The sequence below is a fragment of the Methanoculleus frigidifontis genome (assembly GCF_030464345.1).
Taxonomy (GTDB): domain Archaea; phylum Halobacteriota; class Methanomicrobia; order Methanomicrobiales; family Methanoculleaceae; genus Methanoculleus_A; species Methanoculleus_A frigidifontis.
Genome location: NZ_VCYH01000004.1, coordinates 25,820 through 43,574, shown reverse-complemented (window position 1 = coordinate 43,574; position 17,755 = coordinate 25,820). Strand labels below are relative to the sequence as shown.

At 63.7% G+C, this 17,755-nt stretch carries 20 protein-coding genes and 2 tRNA genes; 11 read left to right on the top strand and 11 right to left on the bottom strand.

The window, feature by feature from the left end; all coding sequences use genetic code 11:
* Nucleotides 1-83: 83 nt before the first annotated feature.
* The 4 genes from FGU65_RS06740 to FGU65_RS06725 all read right to left on the bottom strand — a co-directional run bounded on the left by FGU65_RS06740 (nt 84) and on the right by FGU65_RS06725 (nt 1,475).
* Nucleotides 84-563: a hypothetical protein gene (locus FGU65_RS06740; RefSeq protein ID WP_301663673.1), complete on the bottom strand. Its 480-nt coding sequence runs from the start codon at nt 561-563 to the stop codon at nt 84-86.
* Nucleotides 564-735: 172 nt separating this feature from the next.
* Nucleotides 736-807 (bottom strand) — tRNA-Thr (locus tag FGU65_RS06735).
* A 61-nt stretch (nt 808-868) separates the two neighbouring features.
* On the bottom strand, nt 869-1,165 hold the full coding sequence (locus FGU65_RS06730) for a DUF3467 domain-containing protein (protein ID WP_301663672.1): 297 nt from the start codon (nt 1,163-1,165) through the stop codon (nt 869-871).
* 70 nt (nt 1,166-1,235) lie between these two features.
* Nucleotides 1,236-1,475 (bottom strand): hypothetical protein, encoded by a 240-nt coding sequence (locus tag FGU65_RS06725; protein WP_301663671.1) that lies wholly within the window; start codon nt 1,473-1,475, stop codon nt 1,236-1,238.
* 73 nt (nt 1,476-1,548) lie between these two features.
* On the opposite strand from FGU65_RS06725, the gene FGU65_RS06720 reads away from it, so the two are divergent.
* Nucleotides 1,549-2,217 (top strand): CRISPR-associated protein Cas4, encoded by a 669-nt coding sequence (locus FGU65_RS06720; RefSeq protein ID WP_301663670.1) that lies wholly within the window; start codon nt 1,549-1,551, stop codon nt 2,215-2,217.
* A 443-nt stretch (nt 2,218-2,660) separates the two neighbouring features.
* On the opposite strand, the gene FGU65_RS06715 is transcribed toward FGU65_RS06720, so the two are convergent.
* The 4 genes from FGU65_RS06715 to FGU65_RS06700 form a co-directional block, all read right to left on the bottom strand.
* Nucleotides 2,661-3,587 carry a DNA polymerase subunit beta gene (locus tag FGU65_RS06715; protein WP_301663669.1) on the bottom strand — a complete coding sequence of 309 codons (927 nt, stop codon included), beginning with the start codon at nt 3,585-3,587 and terminating at the stop codon, nt 2,661-2,663.
* Complete coding sequence (locus tag FGU65_RS06710) at nt 3,584-4,168, bottom strand: L-threonylcarbamoyladenylate synthase (protein ID WP_301663668.1); 585 nt, start codon at nt 4,166-4,168, stop codon at nt 3,584-3,586. The genes FGU65_RS06715 and FGU65_RS06710 overlap by 4 nt, the downstream gene beginning before the upstream one ends.
* Complete coding sequence (locus FGU65_RS06705) at nt 4,168-4,839, bottom strand: DUF5612 domain-containing protein (RefSeq protein WP_301663667.1); 672 nt, start codon at nt 4,837-4,839, stop codon at nt 4,168-4,170. Before FGU65_RS06705 ends, FGU65_RS06710 begins: the two co-directional genes overlap by 1 nt.
* Nucleotides 4,840-5,061: 222 nt before the next feature.
* A tRNA-Gly gene (locus FGU65_RS06700) sits at nt 5,062-5,132 on the bottom strand.
* Nucleotides 5,133-5,397: 265 nt separating this feature from the next.
* Here FGU65_RS06700 and FGU65_RS06695 point away from each other — a divergent pair.
* From FGU65_RS06695 to FGU65_RS06650, 10 genes are all read left to right on the top strand, one after another.
* Nucleotides 5,398-5,856 carry a 30S ribosomal protein S15 gene (locus FGU65_RS06695; protein WP_301663666.1) on the top strand — a complete coding sequence of 153 codons (459 nt, stop codon included), beginning with the start codon at nt 5,398-5,400 and terminating at the stop codon, nt 5,854-5,856.
* Nucleotides 5,857-5,865: 9 nt separating this feature from the next.
* Nucleotides 5,866-7,083, top strand: a complete 1,218-nt coding sequence (locus tag FGU65_RS06690) for a DHH family phosphoesterase (protein ID WP_301663665.1) — start codon at nt 5,866-5,868, stop codon at nt 7,081-7,083.
* Nucleotides 7,080-7,304 carry a KEOPS complex subunit Pcc1 gene (locus FGU65_RS06685; protein ID WP_301663664.1) on the top strand — a complete coding sequence of 75 codons (225 nt, stop codon included), beginning with the start codon at nt 7,080-7,082 and terminating at the stop codon, nt 7,302-7,304. The genes FGU65_RS06690 and FGU65_RS06685 overlap by 4 nt, the downstream gene beginning before the upstream one ends.
* Nucleotides 7,283-8,797, top strand: a complete 1,515-nt coding sequence (locus FGU65_RS06680) for a serine--tRNA ligase (RefSeq protein ID WP_301663663.1) — start codon at nt 7,283-7,285, stop codon at nt 8,795-8,797. The genes FGU65_RS06685 and FGU65_RS06680 overlap by 22 nt, the downstream gene beginning before the upstream one ends.
* 49 nt (nt 8,798-8,846) lie before the next feature.
* Nucleotides 8,847-9,440, top strand: coding sequence for a 30S ribosomal protein S3ae (locus tag FGU65_RS06675; RefSeq protein WP_301663662.1), 594 nt, complete (start codon nt 8,847-8,849; stop codon nt 9,438-9,440).
* Between the two features lie 207 nt (nt 9,441-9,647).
* Nucleotides 9,648-10,097, top strand: a complete 450-nt coding sequence (locus FGU65_RS06670; protein WP_301663661.1) for a hypothetical protein — start codon at nt 9,648-9,650, stop codon at nt 10,095-10,097.
* 69 nt (nt 10,098-10,166) lie between these two features.
* The gene (locus FGU65_RS06665; RefSeq protein ID WP_301663660.1) at nt 10,167-11,402 is read left to right on the top strand and encodes a 2,3-bisphosphoglycerate-independent phosphoglycerate mutase; all 1,236 of its coding nucleotides are present in this window, start codon (nt 10,167-10,169) and stop codon (nt 11,400-11,402) included.
* Nucleotides 11,403-11,423: 21 nt separating this feature from the next.
* Entirely contained in the window at nt 11,424-12,266 is an 843-nt protein-coding gene (locus FGU65_RS06660) for a polymer-forming cytoskeletal protein (protein WP_301663659.1), read from the top strand.
* Nucleotide 12,267: 1 nt separating this feature from the next.
* Entirely contained in the window at nt 12,268-13,104 is an 837-nt protein-coding gene (locus FGU65_RS06655; protein WP_301663658.1) for a hypothetical protein, read from the top strand.
* A gap of 111 nt (nt 13,105-13,215) precedes the next feature.
* Entirely contained in the window at nt 13,216-14,409 is a 1,194-nt protein-coding gene (locus FGU65_RS06650) for an MFS transporter (protein WP_301663657.1), read from the top strand.
* A 4-nt stretch (nt 14,410-14,413) separates the two neighbouring features.
* Here FGU65_RS06650 and FGU65_RS06645 read toward each other — a convergent pair whose 3' ends face one another.
* From FGU65_RS06645 to FGU65_RS06635, 3 genes are read right to left on the bottom strand one after another with little or no spacing between them, the layout of a single operon-like run.
* On the bottom strand, nt 14,414-16,423 hold the full coding sequence (locus tag FGU65_RS06645) for a DEAD/DEAH box helicase (protein ID WP_301663656.1): 2,010 nt from the start codon (nt 16,421-16,423) through the stop codon (nt 14,414-14,416).
* Nucleotides 16,420-17,229, bottom strand: a complete 810-nt coding sequence (locus FGU65_RS06640) for a DUF7839 domain-containing protein (protein WP_301663655.1) — start codon at nt 17,227-17,229, stop codon at nt 16,420-16,422. Before FGU65_RS06640 ends, FGU65_RS06645 begins: the two co-directional genes overlap by 4 nt.
* Nucleotides 17,213-17,728 carry an ArsR family transcriptional regulator gene (locus FGU65_RS06635; protein ID WP_301663653.1) on the bottom strand — a complete coding sequence of 172 codons (516 nt, stop codon included), beginning with the start codon at nt 17,726-17,728 and terminating at the stop codon, nt 17,213-17,215. Before FGU65_RS06635 ends, FGU65_RS06640 begins: the two co-directional genes overlap by 17 nt.
* Nucleotides 17,729-17,755: the final 27 nt, after the last annotated feature.

Sequence of the window (17,755 nt, the reverse complement as noted above, 5' to 3'; positions counted from 1 at the left end):
CTTCCACTGCCCATCGCGTCACATCGAACGTTCGGGAGGTCAACAATCCCGGCCACCTCCACAGCATTTCCGAAGAATCCCTCCTATGCGGGAACTTCCGCACCGATGCCGAATGCCCGGGAGATCTCGTCGAGAGCTGCCGTCTCCGGATCGCTGACGGCAACGCCGTGCTCTTTCGCCGCTTCGGCCACCTTCCGGCCTATCGCCAGCACCCACGTTTTATAGGCTGTCGCCTCGTCGGGAGGTACGTTGGACAGGGCTTCGGAAGCGGCTTTTGCCGCCTCGATGGTCGTCGCCCGGTAGCCCGCCGGGTCGTGCCGCATCATCGTCTGCTGCTCCTTGACGAGCGCTTTTTCCTCCGCCTGCATCTCAGCGGATACCAGGCCGACCAGAGCGCTCCCGCTTTCTGCCGCCAGCCGTACCGGCTCCTGGATCATGGCTTTCGTCTCGCCCCAGGCACCCAGGAACGACGGTGCAACTTCAATGACCGTTATCGAAACCGCGTACGGCAGGCTGACGAGGTTCTTCCATTCTTCATCCGTAAAATTCTCCCGGAGTTCCATCTCCCATCACGGGAGTGCATTACACCGTGCGATGATAAGAGGGTTTCTACGCACCGCCTCGATACCGGGAGCATGGAGATTGGCACGCGGCGTGCCTGCAGAGGTGCGCGGTGGGCGGGCACGTATGATTCCGAAACGTGAGTCTCTGTGGTGAAACGGTGCAAGGAAGAGAAGCCGCTGGAGGGATTCGAACCCTCGGCCTGCTGATTACGAATCAGCCGCTATACCACTAAGCCACAGCGGCGCTGCCTTAGTTAATTGCATCTCTCGAATTAAAAAGGTATCAGTTGGTGATCCGGGCTCTGTCAGGAGTAGCCCCGGATGGTGACGTTCCCTTCGGCCGCCGGAGCGCTCTCCGGCTGGGCGATCTGCCCGTGCTTCTGCTCGTAGTCCTGCACGCTCTTGGCCAGCACCTGCAGCAGGTTCTTGGCGTGACGGGGGCTGATGGAGACGATCGCCTTGGCGCGTGCCTGGTTCGTTCCCGGGATCTCGTGCAGGAACATGAAGGTAAACTCGTCCTCCTTGTAGGCGATCTGGATCCGGTTTGAGTAGACGGGATCGAGGTCGTTTGGAATATTCACCGATATTTCGCGTGGCGGCATATCCCATACTCTGGCATTGCTCCGGCATTAAGCATTCGGGCGGCCGCCGGCGGGGCGCTCCGGAGAGGGTTCACGTGCGCCGGTCTGCCGGAAGGGACGCAGCCTGGATGTCGTCTGCGGCGAGGGTCTCGCTGCCTGGCACAGGGTCTCCGGCGGCGTCTATGCCCGATCCGGCGGGTACGTCGGTGACGATCGACGGCGGGACGACGGCGGTCGCAGGCCCGGGGACGCTCGACCCGGAGAGGCATCCGGAGGTAAAAGTAACGAAGGCGAGGAGCAGGAGAACTGCTATCAGGATCCCTGTGCGCATATGCTGAAGCTCCACTCACCTCATTTTTTATGGGATACGATGTAAGTCTTTTGAAACGAGCTTCTGGTGCGGAATGGTTGAGAGCATCCCTGTTTCTGCCGTCGTCGCCTGCCACGCCTGTCCACGGCGGTACTACTTCGAGCGGTCGGCTGACCGGGAAGAATCGCCCCGGTATACCGTCTGCAAGCAGATCGGCCTGCATCTCGGCACCCTGCTCGACGCGGACGGCATCTGGCAGGAGGTGACCACCGTTCTCCCCGATGCCGATGCGGAGACCCGCGAGTTCTTTGACGCGTGTCTCGCCGCCTGCCGCCGGTCGCGGTGGAAGGTGCCGGTGCAGAGCGAGGTGATGGTCGCCTCCGAACGGCTCGGCATGCACGGCAGGGTGGACAAGATCTTCGACGACGCCGCGACCTTTGCCGTCGTCCGGTCAAGTCCGGCGCCGCGAGCCGGTGTCTACGCCGCGGACCGGGTCAGGATAGCCTGCTATGCACACTGCCTCGCCGAGATGACGGGACAGGGCGTTGCGGGCGGCTACATCGAGTACGTCCCGAGTGGTGTCTCACGGCTCGTCGAACCGCAGCCGCGCGATCGGCGAGAGATGCTCCGGGGCCTGGCGGCTGCGCGGAAGGTTGCCGACGGGGAGATCCCCGCAAAGCCGTTCAAGGCGCCGTGCGAGGGCTGCGCGTATGCCGACCGCTGCCTGACCGGCAGCGGCCGCCGGCTCTCCGATCTCTTCTGACGTCTCACCCGGATCCGCACGGCGTCGGGGCACCGCCGGGCGGTGGAAGGTTGCTCCTGCTCTCCGGTCTGAACGATGCCGGAAGGACGATCTCGCCGGCTCCCCAGGGTATCCGGTTGAGCGCGGGGGGCTGCGAGCGCCATGACGACATCGGCAGTCCCGATGTACCGTGTGGTCTGCTCTCCCGACCTGAGCGTCAGGGAATACAGCCCCGGATGTTCTTGGGATCGGCCCCACCTGATAGTGACCTCTCCCTGGATCTCGATCTCTGGCATGGTGTCTCACTCCGTTCTGTCCGGGTGATCCGAGGACGGCAGCGGCCGGCTCTCTAGCGGACTTCTGACGAGAGGGGAGAAATACCTGCCCGAAGGTTCTATTGCGCCATATATGATAGAAACGCCCTATAGAGAATATGGGTGTGTAGGGGAACCCGAAAGCCGGCGTCACTGCTCCATCAGGGTCTTTGAGAGGATGTATTCGCCCTTCGCCTCGCGTGTCGTGCCGACGACGAGCCACGTCTCGTCGCCGTGCCGCTCGCGGACGCCCTTCGCCTCGATCGTCTCGCCGGCGAGCGCCTGCCCGGAGTAGGTGTGGGTGAACGAGAGCACCCGGGAGATCTCGTCGTGCTCGACGCTGTAGACCGCCGGACTGTCGAACGCGAGCGACGCATCGGTCACGAGCGCCTCGGTCCTGGTCCTGCCGAGCACCTCGCCGCGGCCCGCCGCGGTGACCGCGTCCAGATTGTCGTACGACCGGGTATAGAGAAGGTCGAAGTACGTCCCCTCGAACTCGCCGCGGTTCCACTTCCGCTCCTCGTGCAGGATGAACGCCGCGAACGAGATCTCAGGCACCCTTTTGTCGTAGACCTTCCGCCACATCTCCTCGCTCATGCCGTCGAGTTTTCCCTGTCCGACGAGGCGTGCAAGCTGCTGCTGCGCCGAGAACCAGGCGTCGCCGTAGACGACCATGTCGATGTCGGAGGCGGCGTTCTCAAGCCCGCAGAGGAGCGACCCGGTGCAGCCGAAACTGCCGGACGGCAGGTTGAAGAGGCCGGCGAGCCGCCGCACCCGTTCGTCACGCGCCATGAGCGCGTCGATCTCCTCTTCGGGCTTGTAGACCCGGACGACGTCTGAGCAGGGCACCCGGTGTACGGTATCGAGGTACGCGGGTTTATGTTCGGCAATCCAGGCGAATGCGTCCTCAAAGTCGTACTTGGTATAGCGGCGGCCGGCCGGGTCGACCCGCTCGCCGGCGGGATCGGGGACGTAGCGGAGGATGCACCCGATCCGGTCGGCGTTGTCGTAGTTTGAGACGGCGTAGAGGCAGCCGTCCGCATCCTCGACAAAGTCGCGGAGCCGGGCCGGTTTCACGCCGACTCACCCTGTCCCCGGAGGTACGCCTCCACATCTTCCCACGCCTTCCCTTTGCGCAGGATCGTGCGGGTCGTCAGGTCGACGACGGTGCTCGGCGTGCCCGGGAGCTCCCCGCCGTCCACGAGGATATCGTAGGCCACGTCGACGTCTTCCGGCCGGGTCACGGGTGCTTCGTCGGCGAGGTTCGCGCTCGTTGCCGTGATGGGGGCGTCCAACGCCTCGATGATCCGGAGTGCCGTCTCGTGGGCGGGCATCCGGATGCCGATAAGCCCCGTGCCGCCGGTAAGCAGTTCCGGCAGGCACGACTTGGCCGGCAGGACGACCGTCACCGGCCCGGGAAGGAACCGGCGGATGAACGCCTCCGCCTCGCCGTCGACCACCGCGACCGCCCGGAGCATCTCCTCGTCCGAGACCGCGATCGAGATCGGCTTTCCGAGGGGGCGACCCTTTGCCTCGTAGATCCGCATCACGGCATCCTCGGAGAGAGCGTCCGCCCCGAGGCCGTAGACTGTTTCTGTTGGGTAGACGACGATGCCGTCCCTCTGCAGCACTTTGACTGCCTGCTCTATGGTACTCATCAGAATTCACGACCGCGTACGCGATTGATATCGAAGACTGCCTTGCCCGAGACGTGCATGACGGCGAAGACGCCGGCCTGGATGGGATCGGTCACCACGAGGTCGGCGTGCTCCGGAACGCTGCCCGCCATCTTCAGGGCGATCACCGGGATGCCGGTCGCCCTGACCCGGTCGACCGCCCGGGAGACCTCACCGCCCATCAGGGATCCGGCCAGCACCAGGATCGATGCCCGGGGGAGCCGGGCCACCGCGTCGACCGCCAGCGCGAGGTCCTTCTCGCCGACGAGGGGGATGGTATCCACCGAGATCCGTTCGCCCCGGATGTTGTGCCGGTCGGCCTCGTTGACGGCGCCGAGCGCCACCTGGGCGACCTGGGCGCCGCCGCCGATGATGATGACCCGGGTACCGAAGATCCGGGAGAAGGGAGGGTAGATCGTGACGTCGAGGACGGACGGAACCTCCAGGAGTTTGGCGATCAGCGCTCCGTGGTCGCCGCACTCCTCGAACTCGAAGTAGAGATATGCGTCGCCGGTGTGCGGGCCGGTGCTGATGATCGACTGCTGGATCATCTGAATGTTCGCCTCATGGTGTGCCATCACCGTGGCAACGTCCCGAAGGACGCCGGTCACGTTCCTGGTGATGATGCTGAGCGCATACAGCTCGGGGGTCATGGTGCACCGGGTTGCTCTCTGCTGCACTCCGGCAGGGTGATTCTCGTCATATTCGGGACTGGCTTGTATGTTTGACCCGTGATTCGATATAGGTTTTGGGCTGGGAATTGCCGGGTTCCTGCGGTGCGGGCAGGGATCGCGAGGCGTGGAAACCATCTGATACCGCTGCCTCTCCAGGCGAAATATATACAGGGTTTGCTTGTGGCGTTCGAAAAGAGATGATGCGATAGCCGGGATTCGAACCCGGGCTAAGGGCTTGGGAAGCCCCTGTCCTACCGCTAGACTACTATCGCAGGTGCAACTCTAGATATTGGATCGGAAGATGATAAATATTCGTCTCGCCTCTGCAGAAACGCCGCGCGGATCGGCGCAGGCGGTGCAATTCCTTATATATCGTTTCGTGCAATATTACTGCAGCACTCTGACATACAGGTGCTGGCTATGGTAAGTCCGACGTGCCCGCAGAAGCACTGCCCAAAGTGGCTCGGGATTACAGAGATTAGTCAGTCAAAGGACTTTTTTCTGGACTTACATAGTAGTTTCATCAGAGGTGAATGAATGGCAAGAATGCATGCTCGACGCCGGGGAACCTCGGGTTCGGTCCGTCCCTACCGGAAGGATACGCCCGAATGGTCCAACACGGATGTACAGGAGATTGAGAAAACTATCGTTGATCTCCGGAAGAACGGCATGTCGAGCGCAGAGATTGGTCTGACACTCCGGGACAAATACGGCGTCCCCGATGTCAAGCTCGCAACCGGAAAGCGCGTTTCGGAGATCCTCAAGGAGAAGGGACTCGAGTCGGAGATCCCCGAGGACCTGCGGAACCTGATGATCAAGGCACTCGGCATGAGGAAGCACCTCTCCGAGAACAAGAAGGATCTGCACAACAAGCGGCAGCTCCAGCTCACCGAGTCGAAGGTGCGCAGGCTGGTCAGGTACTACACCGGCACCGGCAGACTGCCGAAGGGCTGGGTCTACAAACCGGAGACCGCCGAGATCCTGCTGTCCCGATAAGATCGTCCTATGTCCTTTGACGCCGCCGCCGCCGCAGTTGCGGATCACCTGCTCGAGCAGGAGTTTGTGGAGGTGCTTGCGCACCACGACGCAGACGGCATAGCCGCAGCCTCGATCCTCTGCCACGCGCTCTTCCGCGAGGGCGGACAGTTCCGGCTCCGGATACGCTCCCGCATCACGAGCGGAGACGTCCCGGCGGATGCAGCGGTGCTGCTCTGCGACTTCGGTTCGGGGCTCGCGGACCTCCCGGAGAACGTGGTGGTGGTGGATCACCATGTGCCGCACTTCGAGGGCGCATATCACGTCAACCCAAGGCTCTTCGGGATCGACGGCGACCGCGAGATGTCGGCTGCAGGAGCGGCATACCAGGTGGCGCAGCATATGGGGGACAACCGCGATCTCGTCGGGCTTGCCGTCCTCGGGATCATCGGCGACGGCCAGGATTTCACCGGCCAGAACCGGGAGATCATCAGTGACGGCATCGCCAACGGCTACGTGGCGCCCCGCCGCGGACTGCGGCTTGCCGGCAGAAGCATCGCCGAACAGCTGGCGCTCGCCATCAACCCCTACCTCGACGGTGTCAGCGGTGATGAGGCGGCGGTGCGGTCGGTGATCGCGACCTGCAGCGGCGACGAAGACCTCGATCTCGAGTCGCTCCTCTCGCTCGTCCTGCTCAAGGTGAGCCCGCACACATCGGTCGACGCGATGTGCGGCATCTACGGCAACACCTATGGGCTCGGGCGCGAGGTGCTCGACGAGGCGCACTCCCTTGCGGCGCTCATCGATGCATGCGGTAAAGCTGGTGCAGGCGACATCGGCGCCTCCCTCTGCCTGCGGTCGACGGCGGCGCTCCCGGAGGCCTGGGAGATCGCTGTCCGCCACCGGCGTGCGGTCATCGACGCCATCGCGAACCTCCGGCAGCCGGAAGACCGGCTCTTCCTCTTTGAGGTGGAGAACGGCACGGTGATCAGCGACGTCGCGGACGCGCTGGCCTCCTCACGGCCGTACGATACACCGGTATTTGTCATCGGCCCGAAGGGCGACCGGTGCTCCGTATCGGCACGGTGTCCGGCCGGTGTGGACGTCGATCTCGAGGCACTGATACGCAGGCTCGCCGAGGAATGCGGGGGTCACGGCGGCGGTCACGCCCGCCGGGCGGGAGCAGTCGTCCCGCAGGAGCAGATAGACCGGTTCCGCGCGGAACTTGCGGAGGCGGTGGCGGTATGATCCGGATCGAAGGGACGATCGTCACCCCACACGCCGATGCGGCGTGCGTGGCCGGGGCGGTCTCTCCCGACAACCTCTCACTGATCCGGACGTCTCCGGCCGAGGGCGGCGTGAAGACCGAGATCGCGGGAACCCGGCTGCGGTCGGTGATCGCATCGGTCGACGACTACCTTATGAACCTGGCAATCGCGGAGGATGTATGTTCATACGTTTCGCGGTAACCGCAGACCTGCACTTCAGCGGCTCTATCACCCCGGACATTGCTCTGGCGGTAGAGAGCGCGGTTGCCGAAGCGAACGAGGTCGTCTTCCGGCGCGGCGTCCCGGCCGATGCCCCGGACGAGCAGATCGGGAGGATCACCGAGTGGCACGCCGACGGCTCCGTCGTCACCCTCAGGATTGAGAGCGGCCCGTATACCCGGGCGCACGACGCACTCTTCCGGTTCCGGAAACTGATCGCACCGGTGCTCGGGCGGCATCGCCTGGGGCTGCGCGAGATCGCGGTCCGTCGTTTCACGGTCACGGTGCCGGGCCACGTCCCGGACGAGGCTGTCCCGAAGGTGCCGTTCATCAGGGAGGTCGTCCGCCACGGCGAGTCGGTCGAACTCGAGCTCGCCTGCACCGCGGCCGACCTTGAAGACCGGGTGCCGGACCGGATCGTCAGGCTCATCGAGGAGAAGAAGGAGGCCGCCCTCTTCGGCGGGAAGGCAGAGCACTGGGAACTGGTCTACGAGAGCCAAAAGCGACCCCGCATCTATGCGGGCAATCCGACCGAGGAGATGCTGGCGCGCGGCTGGCTTCGGCACGGCGCCTCGCGCGGCCAGTGGATCTACGCACCGCAGGCGGTGCGGCTCTTCCGGGCGCTCGAGGAGATCGTCGTCGAGGAGATCATCCGGCCGCTCGGCTTTGTGGAGATGATCTTCCCAAAGTTCGTCCCCTGGGAGGTCTGGATCCGCTCGGGGCACGCGAAGGGCGTCTACCCCGAGATCTACTACGTCAGCACCCCGAAGACCCGCGACCCTGCCTACTGGGAGGATATCGCGGACACTTTCAAGGTGACCGGCGAGGTCCCGGTCGACCGGATCCGCGACCGCCTCGACGGCCCCATCGGCGGGATGTGCTACGCACAGTGCCCGCCGTTCTGGCCGTTCGTGCAGGGCGAGACGCTTGCAAACGACTGTCTCCCGATTCGGGTCTTCGACCGGAGCGGCACCTCGCACCGCTACGAGAGCGGCGGGATCCATGGCATCGAGCGGGTGGACGAGTTCCACCGGATCGAGGTCCTCTGGCTCGGCACCGCCGACCAGACTGTCGAGACCGCGGACAGGCTCCACGAGGCCTACCGCCGCGTCTTCGACGACCTCCTGGAACTCGAGTGGCGGAGCGCGAAGGTGACCCCGTGGTTCATGGCGCAGGAAGGGCTGGTCGGCGAGTCCGCGAGTGCGGATATCGGGACGAGGGACTACGAGGCCTACCTCCCGTACAGCGACTCGTGGCTTGAGTTCCAGAACGTCAGCGTGAACGGCGACAAGTACCCAAAGGGCTTTACCGTGAAGATCCAGAGCGGCGCAGACTGCTGGTCGGGCTGCTCCGGGATTGGCCTTGAGCGGTGGACCGCGGCATTCCTCGCTCAGAAAGGGCTCGAGCCCGCAGCGTGGCCGGAAGCGGTAATACGGCGTGTCGGCGAGATGCCTGAGATATTCAGGTTCCTCTAAAGGACAGAAATGGATGAAATCATCAAAAAAATGAAAGCGAAGTGATACCATGGCAAGAAAGAAACAGGTTGGAAGAAGAGTAGAAGGCTGGAAGGCAAAGAAGTGGTACCGGGTGCACGTCCCGGAGTCTTTCGGCAAGACTGAGATCGGCGACACCATCACCGCCGACCCCGAGAACCTCGTGGGCCGCGTGATGACGGCGACGCTTGCAGAGGTTGTGCAGGACTACTCCAAGTCGCACATCAAGATGAAGTTCAAGATCAACAACGTGGCGGGCGAATCGGCCTATACCGAGTTCGTCGGTCACGAGGTGACCCGGGACTACCTGCGGTCGCTCGTGAAACGCCGGACTTCCCGGGTCGATACGACCATGCCGGTCATCACCAAGGACCGGAAGAAGCTCCGGTTGACGGTCGTCTGCCTCACGCTCTCCCGGGCGGAGCAGAGCCAGATCCACGCCATCCGCCTGGCGATCATGCAGCAGATCGCGGCCCGTGCAGCGGAGAGCGACCTCGAGACGATGGTCAAGGACATCATGTCCGGCGACCTGTCCCGGGACCTCTTCAAGGCGGTCAAGACGATCTACCCGGTCCGCCGCATCGAGGTCACCAAGTCCAAGATCGAGCGGATCGCCGCCGTATAGGCGAGATCCGGCAACACTTTTTTCGGCTCTGCGCAACGCCGCAGTTCCCGGACGGTTCCCTCTCTCCAGGAGCCTCTGCCCGATCGGCGTTTCTGCCGCTGATTTTCGCATCTCCCATCCCGGAGAGGCATCGTGGCAGCGGAATGCTTATCTTCGCGAAGAGGCATATGCCCCCGCGTACGAAACGTGAGCGGGAGGTGAAGACAGGTGCACCAGCCTCTGGCAGAGAAGTGTGACCGCATACAGCGGGCGCTTGCAGAAGCGCGGTCGTGCGACGTGGCCGAGGAGCGGCTCTCCCGGGTGCTCGACCTGATCCAGCGGACGCTGATCGAATTTCACAACGACTGGAGCGCGCTCTGCCGGGAAGAGAACGGGGATGCATGGGTGACTGCGGCGGACGAGTGTTTCGACTGCTACTCTCACCAGCTCTACGACATGGCGTGGTACGTGCAGGACATCCTTGCCGAAGATCTGGTATGGCACCTCCGGACGCTCTCCGCCGAGATGATCAAGACCGTGAACATCTGTCATATGCTCCGGTGCGAGGATACATTCCGGGAGCGGGGAAGCAGAATGGCACGGGAGGCACGCCATTCCGCCGACCTGTTCGTCATCCGGTGCACGACCGTTCGGAGAAGGGTTATCCCTGCCCGGTAGGAGCAGACGCTCTCCTCATCCCCGTTTCACCGGATAGAGTAATGTTCCCGCGCGTCGCATCTATCTTCGATGACTGCAACAAAAGTCCTGTTCCTGGTTCTTGACGGGATCTCTGACCGTCCCTGCTCCTCGCTCGGCGGACTGACGCCTCTGCAGGCCGCCCGCACCCCGGTGCTGGATCGGTTTGCAGCAGAGGGGATCTGCGGCATCATGGACACGATCGCGCCCGGCATCAGGCCGGGTTCCGACACGGCGCACTTAAGTCTGCTCGGCTATCCGCCCGAACGCTACTACACGGGGCGAGGGCCGCTCGAGGCCGAGGGGTCGGGCATCCACATGACGCCCGGGATGATCGGGTTCCGGTGCAATTTCGCGACCGTCGATGAGAACGGCCGCGTCACCGATCGGCGGGCCGGCAGGATCCACGAGACCGGGCCGCTCTCGGCGGCCATCCGGGAGGGCGTCGACCTCTCCGGGCTTGAGGTCGGGTTCCGGTTCGAGTCGGGCGCCGGGCACCGGGCCGCGCTCGCGTTCGAGGGGGAGCTCCTCGGCGACCGCGTTACCTCGAACGACCCGAAGAAGGAGGGCGTCAGTCCGCTCCCCGTGCGGCCGGTCGGCGATGCACCCGCGGACGAGAAGACCGCCGCCGTCTGCAACGAGTTTCTCCGCCAGGCGCACGAGATCCTCGAAAATCACCCGCTCAACCTCGAGCGGCTGGAGCAGGGGCTGCCGCCGGCGAACCTCCTCCTGATCCGGGGCGCCGGCCGGATGGGCCACTTTGAACCGTTCCTGGAGCGCTATGAACTCTCGGGCAGCGTCATATCGGCCGCCACCCTCATCTCGGGGATCGGCATGGTCGTCGGGCTCGAATACGTCCCGGTGCCGGGAACGACCGGTTCGGTCGACTCGGACCTGGATGCCAAGGTGCGGGCGGCGCTCCGCGAGCTCGGGCGCAATGACTTCCTGCTCATGAACATCAAGGGCGCGGACGAGGCCGGACACGACGGGAAGCCGGAGCAGAAGCGCGACTTCATCGAGGCGATCGACGCGGCGCTCGAACCGCTGGGCGCGATCGAGGACTGTCTGCTGGTCATCTGCGGCGACCACAGCACACCCTGTTCGGTCAAGGATCACAGTGCAGACCCGGTTCCGCTGGTGATCCGGGGAGAGGGTGTCAGGACAGACCGGGTAAAGCATTTTGACGAAATATCCTGCGCAGAAGGGGGAATAAACCGGATACGCGGCCTGGACCTGATGCCGACCCTCCTGGATCTAATCAACAAGGCTCATAAATACGGCGCATGAAGATCTAAGCGGCGGCAAACAATGGAGGATACAGCGAAGCATGACTGGCTCAGAGAATGCCTGCTCCCGGACAGCACCGAACTGCAGGAGCGTCTTCTCAAGACGGACCAGGACATCGTCATCGGCGACCGCTGCCAGATAGACTACGGCCTTGAGGGTAAGGACATCGTCGTCTGCGAATTCTGCAAGATCAACGGCAACATCCTCGCGTCCGGCGACGTCCGTATCGACAACTGGTGCGACGTGGCCGGGAACGTCCTTGTGGACGAGGACGCGTATCTCGGTGAGGGCGTCAGGATCCGGGGCAAGCTGGTGGTGCACGGCGACCTGGATCTCGGCGACAACGTCCAGATCGAGCAGGGCTTTGAGGCGAAGGGCTGGATATCGATCCGCAACCCGCTGCCGGTCATCGCCTACATTATGCTCTACCTGGTGGCGCTGCTCGGCATCGAGAAGGAAGAGGAACTGGAATCGGTCATGAACCGGCTCTTCGGGGACGAAGACGTGGAGAAGGCGTCGCCCCTGATGATCCCGGCCGGAGCGGTGATGAACATGCAGACGATCACCGTCCCGGACAGCATGACCATCGGCACCGGGTGCCGGCTCCACGGCAATATCAAGGCGGGATCCGTTACGATGCTGAAGGACGTGACACTGTTCGGGAGCCTGCAGTCCCGGGGCGCCGTCAGCGTCGCAGAAGGCTGCGTGGTGCACGGCGGCATCCGGAGCGACGGCGACGTCACCATCCCGCGGGGCGTGCGCATCCTGGGCGACGTCGTCTGCAAAAAACTGACGCTGCACGAAGAGGCGCGGGTAGACGGCACCATCCGGGCGCCGGACGGACTGAAGATTGAGAGGAATTAATGTGACAATTGCAGAGTTGCTTGAGCTGGACGACTGCAGGCTGGTCGAACCATCGTTTGCCGAACTGACTGAAGACTTCTATACCGGCCTGCTCCTGCGGGCGCTCGCCGACGAGGCACGCCTGCTCCTGGATGAAGAGGAGGAGCCGCTTGCCCTGGCGCTGCACGACGATGCCGGGTGGCACGCCGTCTCGTTCCTTTTCCGGCCGCCGACGCTCGCGGCGCTCGAGTGTTTCGAGGCGATCGGCGGCGATCTCTACCAGGTGCCGAAGGAAGACTGGCTGCATGCGGTCCGCGAATTCTACAGCAATGAGATATGCAGAACCGTGCTCCCGGCGTTTGAGGATCTCTCCGGGGACCGTCCCGGGATGATCGCGGACCTCATCCGGGAGGTCTGGGGCGGGCGAACAGGCGACCTCTGCCTCGACTGCTGCTGCGGATCCGGAGTCGGCACCGCCGCCCTGCGGGCCTGCGGGATGCGGTCGCTCGCCTATGACAACGATCCTGCCCTCCTTTCGCTCGGTCTCTCCCGCGGCCGGCTCATCCCCGGCGAGACCCTTCTCATCGACGGCACCGCCGCATCGACCTATGTCAACCCTGCGCCGCTCGGCGCCGCGCTTATGGCCGGGGAGATCCACTCCTACAATGCAGATCTCTGGGAGCAGATCATCGATCAGCTGCTCGCGCTGGTCGACGAGGCGCTCGTCACCGTCGGGACGGAGCCGGAAGTCGTCCGGGTGGAGGCGTGGTGCGCAGAGCGGGGGCGTGAGACCGAGGTCTTCGAGAACGAGCGTGACCCGCTCTACGACCGCTGGTGCTGCGTCGCGCGGCGGATCTAACGCCCTGGCTAATATATAAGGAACAGCACCGCCAACTCTTTTTCCTGCACAGGGGACGGAATGCCGCACGCCGGCGTGCAGCTCCCGTGCCCCTGATCTGGTGTACCCCGAATGAATACCACAAAACGAATATTCAACGTCTTATTCATCTCCGTCTTTGCCACGATGCTCGGGCTCGGCATCGTCAGCCCGCTGCTTCCGATCTACGCGGAGAACCTCGGGGCGACCGGTCTCTGGCTCGGCGCCGTCTTCTCGGCGTTCGCGCTCTCCCGGTCGGTCTTCATGCCGATCGTCGGGCGGATCTCCGACCGCCGGGGACGCAAAAAGATCATCCTCATCGGGATGTTCGCCTACGCGGTCATATCGCTCGCCTACCTCATCGCCGGCACCGTCTACGCGCTCACGGCCGTCCGCCTGGTGCACGGGATGGCGTCGGCGATGGTCGTCCCGATAGCCATGGCCTACATCGGCGATCTCTCGGAGAAGGGAAGGGAAGGGAGGCAGATGGGAAACTTCTCGATCTCGCTCTTCCTCGGGCTGGGTGCCGGCCCGCTCCTCGGCGGATTCCTGAACGACGCCTTCGGGATGGCGTCGGTCTTCTACGTCATGGCCGGCCTCTCGGCGTTCGCGACACTCCTCGTCGCCATCTCCCTCCCCGAGGCAAAGCCGGGCTCGCTTTCGCTCTCTCCCGGAATGCCCGTCCCGATGCGCTCGGTCGTCACGCTCCCGGCCATGCGGGGGATCGTCGTCTTCACTCTCATCAGCGCCATCGGGCGGGGAGGCGTGATGGTCTTCGTTCCGGTCTTCGGGCCGCTGATCGCGATCAGCCCGTTCGAGGTCGGCGTCATCCTCTCGGTCAACACCTTCCTGATGGCGCTTCTCCAGGTGCCGTTCGGGAGGCTCACCGACACCACGAGCAAGGCCGGCCTGATCGTCCTCGGATCGACCGTGGCAGCGGTAGCCCTCGTGCTCATCCCCTTCTCGCGGTCGTTCTGGCTCCTGCTCGTCGTCACGTCGCTCATCGGCGTCGGGGGCGCCATCCAGCAGCCCTCGCTCATGGCGCTGACGGTCGATGCGGGCAGGACCGTCGGGATGGGCGCGTCGATGAGCGCCTACAACACGGTCTTCGGTATCGGGATGATCGCCGCGCCGCTGATCGGCGGGGCGTTCATGGACTACGTCGGTATCGACGCCGTCTTCTATGCCGGCGGGCTCATCTGTCTCCTCGGAACCGTGGTATTCGCCGCGCTGATGCGAAGGAGCGCTCCGGGCGATGCCGCCGGGGAGACCCAGAGAGCCGGGTAGCCCGCTATCCCCGTTTTTCGTCGGCGCAGTCGAGTTCGGCGACGATCTGTGCCGCGTCGTCCATCTTCGTCACCAGGTGCCGGATCTCCAGGAGCCGCTCCATCCCGATAAAGTGTTCGGCCATCACCCGCGCCATATCCGATAGTTCGATCCTGCCCGCCCGCCGCTTCACCAGCTGCTCGTCGAGGAGCGCGGAGAGCACCGGCTCCAGCGTCCCGACCATCAGGTGGTTCAGTCTGATGATCTGCTGCTCGTCGCCGCCGCAGACGACGGCGTTGGCCACGAACTCCTCCGAACTCTCTTCAAGGTCGTATTCGGGGGCGACCTCCTCCATCTCGCCCCGCAGAAGGCCGACCGCGACTTCGTCCTCGGTCCTGCCGGAGGTGCGGGAGTAGGACCCGCCGGGTTCGGCGAGGATCACGATCCGCCCGAGGTCGTGGAAGTCGGGCCGGCCGGCCCGGCCCATCATCTGGTGGAACTCCCCGACGCCAAGCCATTCGATACCCATGGCGAGGGCATCGAAGATGACCTGCGACGCCGGGAAGTCGACGCCTGCTGCGAGAGCCGCCGTCGTCACGACGGCCGCGACATCCCCGTTCGCAAACCGTTTTTCGACGTCGCGCCGTTCCTGTGACGAGAGGCCCGCGTGGTACGGGGCAGCCTTCCTCCCGATCGCGTCGGCGATGACGTGGCACCGGGCGCGGGAGTTCGTGAAGACGATCGTCTGCCCGCGGTAGCCCTTGGATGAGCGCTGCTTGAACTCCTCGGCCACCATCTGTTTGATGAAGTCGATCTTCTTTGTCCGCTCCACGAAGATCAGGTGCCGCTCGAGCGGGACGGGGCGCTCGGCATACCTGACCAGGTGGGCGTTCAGTTTCTTTGCAAGCAGCCCAGGCATCCCGATCGTGGCGGAGAGGTAGAGGAACTGGGCGTTCGGGGCGACATGCTTGAGGCGGGCGATCAGCCCGTCGAGACGGTGGCCGCGTTCCGGGTCTTCGAGCATCTGGACCTCGTCGATCACCACCGTGCCGATGTCTTTGAGTGTTCGCCCGGTCCGAAGGGCGTGATCGATCCCCTCGTAGGTCCCGACGACGATCGGCGCGAAGATGTCCCGCTCCCCGACCGGCCGGGTCTCCGGGAGGTTCAGCCGGCTGACCCCGGTCTGGAGCGAGACCTTGACGAGGTGGCCGTAGCGGTCGCGGAACCGCTGGTACTTCTGGTTGGCAAGCGCCACCAGGGGGACGAGAAAGAGCATCTTCCCCTTGCCCTCGAGGAAGTTCTTCATTCCGGCCATCTCGCCGATGAACGTCTTGCCGCTGGCGGTCGCCGAGACCACCAGCAGGTGCTGCCGCTCGAGAAGGCCGCTCTCGACGGCGAGCTGCTGCACCGGCATGAGGTACTCGACCCCCGACGCCTTCGCAAACCCCTCCGGGAGCGGCAGTTCGGTGATGTGGACGGTGTCCTGCCGCTCGTGCGCTTCGAGGCGGTCGTAGAGCGTCCGCGCCCGGTCGGGGCGGTCCGGCCCCACCGATGCGAGCACCTTGTTGAGGTCGCGGATCTGTTCGAGCAACTCCTCGAGGTGCGAGAGCATGGAACCGCCGAACTTGCCCATGTAGCCGAGCTCCCGGCGCAGTTCCCGCTTCGCACAGTCCATGCAGACATACTCCTGGCCGTAGCGGACGCCGGTCGCTTTGTTGACCGGGGTGAACCGGTCCTCGATCTGGCAGTAGCGGCAGATATCGATCCTGCCGTAGGGGATCTGCAGGTCATTCAGGAACGACTCAAACTCCTGTGCGGATCCGGCGAGCTGCACTTTCGAGCGCCGGAGCAGGGCGATGAGGTCGCGGGTCGGGGTCGGTTTGAGCTGCTTCTGTCGTTTTCGGATCTTGAAGTTCTTCGGCCGGTGTCCCTTCGGCGTGCCGGCGAGATCGACGAAGCCGGAGGCGACGGCCCGGCCGCCCTCGATGAACAACAGTTTAAAGGTGCCTTTCTGGGGTTGTACGATGATCTTCATGAAACTATCAGGTCATGGATGGTATAGGCGAGTCCCACAGTCTCGAGGCGCTTCAAAAAATCGGTGAACTCTTCGTCGACGACGAGGATGGCGCATTCCCTGCCGTGGAACGCGGCTTCGACCACGCCCTCCCGCGACCCGAAGAACATATCCGGCTCCCGGCCGGCTTTCTTCAGTGCGACGTAGGACTCAAGCCCCACGGCCGCCACCATCTCGACGCTGTTGACGACGTTCAGGAGGAGATCGCTGCCGACTTTGCGCGATCCTCCCCGCTCGACCCGGGGAACCTTGCAGACGTGGATGAGCCCTTCATGGTGCTCGATGAGCCCTTCGAGGCGGGCAACTCCCACGTCCTCGCCGGGTGCGGCGTCCATGGTCGCTTCTCCCATCGCGGTCCGCTCCTCGCGGGTCGCATAGAGCCACCCGTCTTTCATGAACACGCCGACACGGTCGCCTTTCCGGATGGTGTCCCGGGCGAGCGCCGTCCAGACCGCGACCTGCTGGATGATATCTTTCGTAACGTGGCGGGCGTAGGTCTCGAGCGCTTCGGCGTTCCTGAGCACCCACTCAACGCCGCTTTTGGTCACTTCATAGCGTCCCCTGCCGTGGGCGGCGACGAGACCCTCGTCGACCATCTCGCGGATATATTCGGAGACTGCCTGTGGCGTCACGCCGAGTTTCTCGGCGATCTCCTGCTGGCGGACGGCGGGCTGGTGTTCGGCGATCTCCACCAGGATCTGAAACCGGGTTGCTTCGCGTTTGCTTCGAAGAATGATATACAGGGGATCTTCATGGGTTTCTTTCAAGAAGCACCATCCCCTGCCCTTTCACGTCGAGATATGGGATCCGCTTTGCGAGCCCTTTGACAAAGATCGGGCTGACCCCGTGCTTTCGCGAGAGGTCACCGATGGAGGTGTTTCCGGCGATGATCTCCGCTTCAAGCAGGTCGACGACAGAACGGAGATGTTCATCGTTGGATATTGCGATATGCAGGAGATCCCCGATATCGTTCATAGAACACTGGAAATTTGCGCGAAACTTGCTGTAGGTCGTCCGAAACTCCCGCATCGGCTTCTGGCCGGGTTCGGGCATGCGCCACTGCTCCTCAATGAGGTTCCCCTTCTTGAGGATCTTGAGGCATTCCCCGACGCATGCTACGTCATCCACCTGGTCTGAAAGTTCCTCCTCCGTCATCCAGCTCTTATTGAGAAGTTCGTAGATCTTCTTGTATTGTGCGTTATTGAAAGTCATCAGGAGAGGAACGAGCTCAACCGGATCGTTAAGGATTTTAATATGTCCCGTCAAAGCAATACCCTAGTGTTATATGGTGGT